Source organism: Dyadobacter soli (assembly GCF_900101885.1).
GTDB lineage: Bacteria > Bacteroidota > Bacteroidia > Cytophagales > Spirosomataceae > Dyadobacter > Dyadobacter soli.
Genome location: NZ_FNAN01000011.1, coordinates 356,374 through 364,972, shown reverse-complemented (window position 1 = coordinate 364,972; position 8,599 = coordinate 356,374). Strand labels below are relative to the sequence as shown.

The following is an 8,599-nucleotide window of genomic DNA, read 5'->3' as shown; positions in this document are numbered from 1 at the left end:
TTCCACGATGCCAATGCATTGACGGATAACACTGTCAATACGACTTCGGCCATTGCGATTCCTGGTGGATTGTTTGTAACGCTGGTTGACAATGCAGGTAACCCTGTGGCAACCGTGCCTGTGAATGCAGATGGTTCTTACGACTTCGGTAATGTGGAACCCGGCACTTACAGCGTGGTATTGCATCAGACAGCGGCCGGCTCGACGGTACCAAGCCTGCCTACCGGTTGGAATAACACCGGTGAGCACCTGGGCGCCAATGCCGGTAGCGATGGTACTGTGAATGGTATTCTGCCAAACATTACTGTGACTACCACCGATGTGACCAATGCCAACTTCGGTGTGCAGCAGCCGCCGGTGGCCGATCCAAAGAATTACCTGATCGACCAACCGACTGTGGATGTAATCATTCCGCTTAACGGCTCGCATGTGAGCACAGGTGCGGGCACAACCACGCCTGACCAGCTGACTGGTACCGACCCTGAGGATGGCGCATTGAATGGGGATGATAAGGACCGCACCGTGGTAATTACCACCCTGCCCAACAACGGAGAGCTGTACTACAACGGCATACTCGTAACACCAGGGCAGGTGATCCCGAACTACAATCCGGATTCACTGGCGATCAAGCTAACGGGTACGGGCTACACCAGCACCACTTTCGAGTACGCTTATGTGGATGAGGCCGGCGAACAATCACCGCCTGCACCGTACACGATCCGCTGGGAAAACCCACTTCCGGTAACCCTGGTGTCGTTCACTGTCACCGCGCGTGAAAATGTTGCAGAACTCAACTGGGTAACTTCGGAAGAGACCAACTCGGATCGTTTCGAGGTTCAGCGCAGCCTGGATGGTAAGGCGTGGAAAGCCATCGGCAGCGTGAAAGCGCAAGGTGAAAGCAAGGTGAGGAAAACCTACGCTTATGTCGATCACCAACCGGAGGTTGGCGTTAGCGTCTACCGCCTGAAAATGGTCGATGCCGACAGCAGCTTTGCATTCAGCGCTATCAGAAGCGTCCGTTTTGAAAGCAAACTGGAAAGCAGCATTTATCCTAACCCTGTGAGCAATGAGCTGACCCTCAAAGTGACCAGCTGGAAACAGGTGAAAGCCATCCGGATCGACAACCTCGCAGGTTTGCAGGTGTACAGCTCCGGACCGGTTGAAGCAGGTAAGGTGGATGTAAGCAAGCTCGACTCGGGCGTGTACGTCCTGCGCATCACACACACAGACGGATCTGTTCACACACACAAATTCGTCCATATTAAATGATGACAAGCAGGTGCTCTTACAGTGAGGGCACCTGTTTTTCCTAGTCTATCCTCCAAACCATGAACATACTGATTATCAACGACCAAACCATGCTAAGAGAAGGCTTGGTATATTTTCTTGAAAATCTTTCCGAAGAATACAACGTATTGCAAGCAGCATCCATGGAAATTGCCCGCCACATTATCAGTGATGTGGATATTGATTTGGCAATAGCTGAAATCAATGTCAGCGGAACTAATGCAATGGCTCTGATCGGAGATCTCCGGACTCTGGACTCTGACCTCCCGATCCTGTTTTACTCGTTATTCTCCGAGCGGTTATATGCGCTCCCCCTCTTACGGGCCGGCGTTGACGGTTTTATTTCAAAGCAAGCCAGCTTGAAGGAACTTGCCCGGGCCATTTCGATTGTTTTATCCGGAGGCAAATACATCAGCATGGAATTACAGTCCGCGCTCGTACCCAACATTTTAACACGCCACGGTGCAAATTCTGAATCCCTCCAATGGCTTTCCAATCGTGAACAACTTGTTATGTCGCAACTGATTCAAGGAAAGACTACCAAAGAAATTGCCTACACGCTGAAGTTAAAGAGCAACACAGTCAGCACATACAAGAAGCGGATATACCGAAAACTGAATGTAACTGACTGCTTCGAACTAACCCAGAAAGTAGCAATACTGTAACACTGTTACTTTCCTGATTATCTAGGAGAACCTTATGCTCAAGATAGAGCTTCCAAAATTCAAGCCTGTCCAGTACCCAAAGCATCTCCAATGAAGGTATCAATACCGTTTATAGGAACAAGGCCTAACAATATAGTGCCCTGTTCATTGATGCTCTCCAGATATCCTGAGGTTTTGAAGCAGACTTTCGGTGCTCCTGACGGGTCTGTTTCCTCGTCTCTTTCAAATATTGATAGTTATCCGTGAATTCTTCGTATTCTTATATATTATCAAACTGTTAACCTATGACAAAAGAAGAAAAAGATTTCTTGATCACTGAAGCACATCCATATATTGGTCACTTTCTACCGGATACGGAGACTCCGAATGTTGGCTTGGTAAAGTATAAGTTTATGGGCTATCTGGAAAATCGCCGTGGTAATGAATATTTCCCGGTGGCTATTATAGCATCCGAAGACGGAATACAACGCGAGGAAGACCTCTCTTACGTAGTACAACTGTTTAAAATTGCTTCAAAATTATAGGCTACCCTAGTTCGCAAAATAATTGGCAAAAGAATCAATTTGGAAGATCCCAACTTTAGAGATATCGATGCCGCCGTTGGCTGTGAGCTCTCACTAGAATTTCTCCAATCCTTGGCTGCTAGCTTCAAAAATTGTAAATTTGGTATGTGAAGTTGGTCAAGTTACTCCAAAATCGCTCATTTCATCTGGTAACCTATCCGGTAACCCGGAAATTGAAGTCCAAAATGGTACCGCTTCTCAGACAGTTAGGCGATAAAAATGATTCCAGCGGGACAACTGATAGCGCTTCAGAAAGCGCTTTTTTCATTCATAATATTCGCTATTGTGATTTCTTAAAAAGATTTACGTGTAATTTCGATTCAATTCAGGTCAAAATATCTGGTAACCTTTTCGGTAACCTGCCTTTGTGAACTAGTTTGCTTAGCGTTTTTCAAAGGGATCCAATACTGTTTCTGAGCGGAATAGATCAACATTTCTTTCCGGCCTCCATTCGTCACTATATGTTGGTTACACTGCATTCAGCTTAATCGCGGCTGGTCAAGCTCCCCCTGGTCATTGTCTCTTATATTTGTTACGGTCGGCTCAGGCAGCATAGCCTGATCACGGCTTGATTCTCGACCGTAACAGTTAATTATCTAGAAACCATGACAAATCAAGAGGCCATAGAACTAATCGGTGGCGGTACCAATGGCGAGCAGGAGCAGTACTGGTTAGATTTGGGGTGTGGGACGGGGACTTTCACCGAAGCCTTGGCGACGGTGTTGCCAGCGCACAGCAACATTACCGGCGTGGACAAAACAACCAACAGCTTCCGCCGCAAATGAGCAACCAGGTTTCGATCAAATTCATCGAGGCCGATTTTGAAACAGAGGCGTTGGAGGTGGCAGGATTAGACGGAATCCTGATGGCGAACTCCCTTCATTTCATCAGGGATAAGGAATCCTTGGTCCGGCGCTTGGAAAAACATTTTAGTACAAGTAGAAGGTTTTTGATTGTAGAATACGACACAACAGTATCCAATTCCTGGGTGCCATTTCCCATTGACTTCAAAGGTCTAAAAAGCCTTTTCGACCGTGTCGGGAATTATTCGATATCAAAACTTGGGGAGCGCAGGTCGTTGTATGGTTCCGCGATGCTGTATGGTGCGCTGGTTACTTCCCCGGATGAATCAATAAGCTGATCGAAAACCGAGGCCTTCAACCGATCAAGGAGCAATTGCCTAATTCAAGCTTTCACGGTACTGTACCGGAGACATGTTGGTCTTGTTCTTGAACAGCTTATGAAAGGATTGCGGATATTCAAAGCCCATCTGATAGGCAATTTCACTGACTTGTAAGTTCGTGGTCGCCAATAGCCGTTTTGCCTTTTCAATCACCCGGGCTTGTATGTGCTGCTGGGCGGTTTGTCCTGAGACGGTCCGCAGCATATCGCTGAGATAATCGGCGGACACGTTCAACTCCCTGGCGACCTGTTGTACAGTCGGCAACCCTTTCTGCGATTCCAGAAATGTGTTAAGCACAACTTCCAATCGGACCAGGATTTCGTCGTTGGCCACTTTACGGGTAATAAACTGACGGGCGTAGAACCTGCTGCTATACTGCAGCAAAAGCTCAATGTGAGCAACCATCACTTCGTGGCTGAAATGATCGATGCTGCTTTGGTATTCCGCCTCAATGCTGGCAAACAGGTCCTTGATCTTCGCCTCTTCCTGTTCTGACAAATGAAGGGCTTCGTTGAGCTCGTAGGAGAAAAAGCCAAAATTCCGGATTTTGGTAGCCAGCGAAGTACCTGCAATGAAATCCTCGTGAAACATCAGTGTCATGCCACCCGGCGGTTTCGATCCCGGGTCCAGTTTCATCAGCAGTTGGTTCGGGGAAATAAAGGCCATCATCCCTTCGTCGAAATCGTAATGGCGATGCCCGTACTTCAACCTGCCGTCATAATCCGTTTTGATGGATATGCAGTAAAAGTTGAGGGTAAAATGTTGCAGATCGACCAGGCTGGCGTAATCAGCGTGCTCATGCCGGAATACGCTGATCAGCGGATGCTTAGGCTTGGGCAATCCGAGCAGCCTGTGCTGCTCGGATATGGAATTGATGAGATATGGCTTGTTCACCGATTGAAGTTACAGGGTTTTCATATCAATGACAAAACGGTAGCGGACATCCCCTTTTTGCATGCGGTCGTAGGCAGTGTGAATATCCTTGATATCGATCAGCTCAACTTCGGAGACGATGTTATGCTCCGCGCAAAAGTCCAGCATCTGCTGTGTTTCAGGAAGGCCTCCTGCGCCAGACCCTGCAATGACCTTGTTGCCGGTTGCCAACGAGAAAGAACTAACTTCCCAAGGCTTGGCCGGCATACCGACATTGACGTAAATGCCATTGCTTTTTAAAACGGCCAGATAGGGGTTAACGTCACTGTTGCCCGAAACGGTATCGAGCACAAAGTCAAATGTTTTGAAGGCTGCTTTCATCTGCGCATCCTCCCTGGAAATGATAAAATGGTCCGCCCCGAGCTGCATAGCCGCTTCCTTTTTGCCAGGAGAAGTGCTCAGCACCGTTACTTCTGCACCCAAAGCTTTCCCAAACTTTACGCCCATGTGGCCCAATCCACCTAAACCGACCACAGCCAGTTTATGTCCTTTACCTACATTCCACCTTTTTAATGGCGAATAGGTCGTTATCCCTGCGCAAAGCAATGGGGCCACTCCGGCCAGGTCGAGTTTTTCGGAAATGCGATGCACGAAGTCTTCATGGACGACGATGGTATTGGAATATCCGCCGTAAACAGGCCGGCCGTCGTGGCCCAGATTATTGTAGGTTTGCACCGGGGCAACACTACAAAACTGTTCTTGCCCGTTCCTGCAATCAGCGCATTCCCGGCAGGAATCTACCATCACGCCCACACCACCCAGATTACCGATGCCGAACTTACTGGCATGCGCACCGAGCGCGATGATGCGCCCCACGATCTCATGGCCGGGGACCATTGGGAAAATTCCTTCAAACCATTCGTTGCGGGTCAGGTGAATGTCGGTATGACAAACCCCACAGAACAGAATTTCGATCTGTACATCGTGCGCGCCGAGCTCGCGTCTTTCAAATTGCCAGGGCGCTAGTGGGCTTTCCGCTGTTTGCGCCGCATATCCTTTTGCTGTGATCATATTATCGTTTTATGATACAAACTTAGGAGGCAGCGTGTGGCCGCAATTATCCAAATCCGGGTAAAAAGTATCCGAATTTTTCAATGCTGCTAAGTCCAGGGGTTATGGCTACAAAATATCAAGATCGCGGGCCACATAGTAGCTTGGCACCAATGGCCGGAAGCCGGTTTTCTTTCGAAGTTTGGAAACATCCTGAACGCCCTGGAAAGGGTCGTTAAGCGGGCCTTCGGTTCCGTCAAAGGTGTCCGCCGCTTTTCCGACAGAATCAGCCAGTTCGTACAAAGTGATCGGTGCATCGTCGGCAACGTTGAAGATCTCTCCATCCAACCCCTCGATGGTAAGCAGCAGGATCAGTGCTTGCGCCACATCCAGGTGATGTACCATGTGCATGCGCGATCCTGAATGCATGTTCAGCTTTTTAATGTATGGGATAATTTCGGCGATGTGCGGGTCTTTGTTACCGTACACAAAGCCAAGGCGCAAGATACGTACATCAAATCCCTGGTTTTGATGCATTTCGATCAATTCGTTTTCTGCGGCGATCTTGCTGGAAGAGTAAGCGCGCGGATCGTTGATATCCACCTGTTCGTCTTCTTTGGCCGGGCGGCGGTAACCCGAACCGTACACATTAGAGGTGCTGGTAAAAACAAATCGTTTGACACCGGCCTCGTGTGCTGCCTGCGCCAGTGCGATACTTCCCTCGCGGTTGGTTTTGATGATACCTTCATTATCTGTAAAGGTGCGGAAGAGCGCGGCAAGATGGATCACGACATCCATACCAGCTACCGCGACGGGTAAGGTGGCTGGTTCAAATAGGTCGCCGGTAATGGGTGTCGCGCCGAGATTAATCAGACTGCCAGCCTTTGCAGCGTCCCTGACCAATATCGATACATCATAGCCTTTGGCTATCAGCCGTGGCACTAAACGGCTTCCTACTTTTCCTGTCGCTCCTGTTACTAGAATTTTCATTGTTGAATGGTTTAATAATGATACGGCAAAATTAGGCCGCAGCCTGGCGGACAGCCAATCAATATCAAACCAATCACTATTATTTTCAAACCTTGCGGAAAACGTTCGGTGTGCTGCCGGTCAGGCGTTTGAAATAGTTATTAAAATAAGCAGGGTATTCAAACCCGAGTGCGTAAGCAATCTCGGCCACGCTCCAATCACTATGTTGCAGCAGTGCTTTTGCTTCGGCAATAATGCGCGTGGATATATGCGCCGAAGTGGTTTTACCCGTCGTTTCCCTGACAGACCGGTTCAGGTAATTGACATGTACATTTAAATGCCTGGCATAGTCCTGAGGACTGCGCAAGCGGAGCGGTTCGTCGCTGCGCTCGATCGGGAACTGCTTTTCGAGCTGCTCAGTGAAAAGATGTGTAAGCCGGCTTTCGCCATTTCGGAAGGAAGCGCTATGCTGCGCGGGCTGTATCCGAAGGGCCTCGTGGATGATGAGCGCCATGTAGTTTTTAACCAGATCGCCCTTGTAAAGATAGTCGCCATCGTAAACAGACAGCATTTTCTCAAATAGGCTAGTCATAAACGCGGCTTGTTCTGCATTCAACGTCACGACTGGATTTTCGCCGACCCTGAAAAGAGGAGAATCCTGTAATTCCCGGCCATTGAGGAAGGTTTCTGTAAAAATACAGGCGTAACCACTGGTACGGTTGATGCGGCGGACAAGCGCGTGCGGTACTTGCGGGTTTACGAAAAAGATTGCGGTTCCTCTGATCTCCACTAGCTGGCCACCATAATTAATAGTCATGTCGCCGTTGACCAAACCCATTTTGTAAAAGTCGCGCCGCCCGGCTTTGACCGGAACATCTGTTGATTCCGGAAGGGCGTGAACTTTAAAACCTTTCAACCGAAGGTCCGCTTTATTCAGTCCGGGTATTTCAATTTGTTCTTCATTCTGCATTTGGCAAAGTTAATAAAATCAATCCTTTGCCATCCTTACGTTCATTGCTAAGAGGGAATGTTTTTACGTGAACGAAGCCCTGAATTCCATCGGCGATTGATTGGTTTTGTTTTTAAAGAGCTTGCTGAACTTTGCGAATGTTCAAAACCGAGCTCATAGGCAATTTCGGACATGCTTAGTTGCGTCGTCGTCAGCCGTTCCTTGGCTTTTTCGATTAATTTCTCATGAATGTACTGCTGGGCATTCTGCCCTATCAGCGAGCGGAGCATATCGCTTAGGTAACCGGGCGATAGGTTCAGTTTTTCGGAAAGATATTGAACCGTAGGAACCCCGTCGTGAAGGGATTGCTGGCTGTTCAAATAATGATCCAGTATTGCTTCTGTTTTGGACAAAATATCATCGTTGACCACTTTGCGGGTAATGAACTGCCGCTTGTAGTAGCGGTTGACATAGCTCAACAGCAATTCGATGTGGGCGATCATGAGCTCCTGACTGAATTCATCCACACGGCTGTTGAGTTCCTGTTCCATGTGCCTGTAAATCGACAGGATATTTTCCTTTTCCGTGTCGGATAAATGCAGTGCTTCATTGGCTGAATATGCGAAATAACCATATTGCCTGATTTTACTTGCCAGAGGGTGGCCCAATAAAAAGTCAGGGTGTATGAGCAAGATGTAACAATAGGTCCTGCTATTATAATCCGTGCTGCCCACTAATTGGTTAGGCGCCATGAACAGCATGCTTCCCTCGTCGAAATCATAGTAATCCCTTCCATATTTCAGCCTTCCGTTGTTATCGGTAATAAAGGTGATTTTATAGAAGCTAAGCACGTCGTAGATCGGGGCCATGCTAGTATTGAAGGGGTTTTGCTCGTTGAAATGCACAAGGTTGATCAAAGGATGCTGGGGCTTGGGCAAGCCGAAAGCCTCATGCGTTTCCGAGATCGTTATGAACCGTATCAATTTGTCGTCCTTATTTTTCATCCTATAAATATACCAAAACCCGTGACTGTTTCCAGCCACAGGATTTTGACCTTATC

General features: G+C 48.1%; 10 protein-coding genes. 5 read left to right on the top strand and 5 right to left on the bottom strand.

Annotation, left to right across the window (positions count from 1 at the left end; genetic code table 11):
- The 5 genes from BLQ88_RS20245 to BLQ88_RS20225 all read left to right on the top strand — a co-directional run.
- The coding region (locus BLQ88_RS20245; protein WP_143016890.1) for a T9SS type A sorting domain-containing protein at positions 1-1,269 on the top strand (1,269 nt) is incomplete at its 5' end.
- 59 nt (positions 1,270-1,328) lie between these two features.
- Positions 1,329-1,952 carry a response regulator transcription factor gene (locus tag BLQ88_RS20240; RefSeq protein ID WP_090153812.1) on the top strand — a complete coding sequence of 208 codons (624 nt, stop codon included), beginning with the start codon at positions 1,329-1,331 and terminating at the stop codon, positions 1,950-1,952.
- A 284-nt stretch (positions 1,953-2,236) separates the two neighbouring features.
- Positions 2,237-2,476: a hypothetical protein gene (locus tag BLQ88_RS20235; protein WP_090153810.1), complete on the top strand. Its 240-nt coding sequence runs from the start codon at positions 2,237-2,239 to the stop codon at positions 2,474-2,476.
- A 644-nt stretch (positions 2,477-3,120) separates the two neighbouring features.
- Positions 3,121-3,300 carry a class I SAM-dependent methyltransferase gene (locus BLQ88_RS20230; protein ID WP_090153808.1) on the top strand — a complete coding sequence of 60 codons (180 nt, stop codon included), beginning with the start codon at positions 3,121-3,123 and terminating at the stop codon, positions 3,298-3,300.
- The gene (locus BLQ88_RS20225; RefSeq protein ID WP_090153806.1) at positions 3,297-3,656 is read left to right on the top strand and encodes a class I SAM-dependent methyltransferase; all 360 of its coding nucleotides are present in this window, start codon (positions 3,297-3,299) and stop codon (positions 3,654-3,656) included. The genes BLQ88_RS20230 and BLQ88_RS20225 overlap by 4 nt, the downstream gene beginning before the upstream one ends.
- Before the next feature lie 39 nt (positions 3,657-3,695).
- Here BLQ88_RS20225 and BLQ88_RS20220 read toward each other — a convergent pair whose 3' ends face one another.
- The 5 genes from BLQ88_RS20220 to BLQ88_RS20200 form a co-directional block, all read right to left on the bottom strand.
- Positions 3,696-4,592, bottom strand: coding sequence for a helix-turn-helix domain-containing protein (locus BLQ88_RS20220; protein WP_090153804.1), 897 nt, complete (start codon positions 4,590-4,592; stop codon positions 3,696-3,698).
- Positions 4,593-4,601: 9 nt separating this feature from the next.
- Positions 4,602-5,642, bottom strand: coding sequence for an NAD(P)-dependent alcohol dehydrogenase (locus tag BLQ88_RS20215; RefSeq protein ID WP_090153802.1), 1,041 nt, complete (start codon positions 5,640-5,642; stop codon positions 4,602-4,604).
- A 108-nt stretch (positions 5,643-5,750) separates the two neighbouring features.
- Entirely contained in the window at positions 5,751-6,611 is an 861-nt protein-coding gene (locus BLQ88_RS20210) for an NAD-dependent epimerase/dehydratase family protein (RefSeq protein WP_090153800.1), read from the bottom strand.
- 85 nt (positions 6,612-6,696) lie between these two features.
- Positions 6,697-7,560: a helix-turn-helix domain-containing protein gene (locus BLQ88_RS20205; RefSeq protein ID WP_176885040.1), complete on the bottom strand. Its 864-nt coding sequence runs from the start codon at positions 7,558-7,560 to the stop codon at positions 6,697-6,699.
- A gap of 47 nt (positions 7,561-7,607) precedes the next feature.
- Entirely contained in the window at positions 7,608-8,543 is a 936-nt protein-coding gene (locus tag BLQ88_RS20200; RefSeq protein ID WP_310590150.1) for a helix-turn-helix domain-containing protein, read from the bottom strand.
- Positions 8,544-8,599 lie beyond the last annotated feature (56 nt).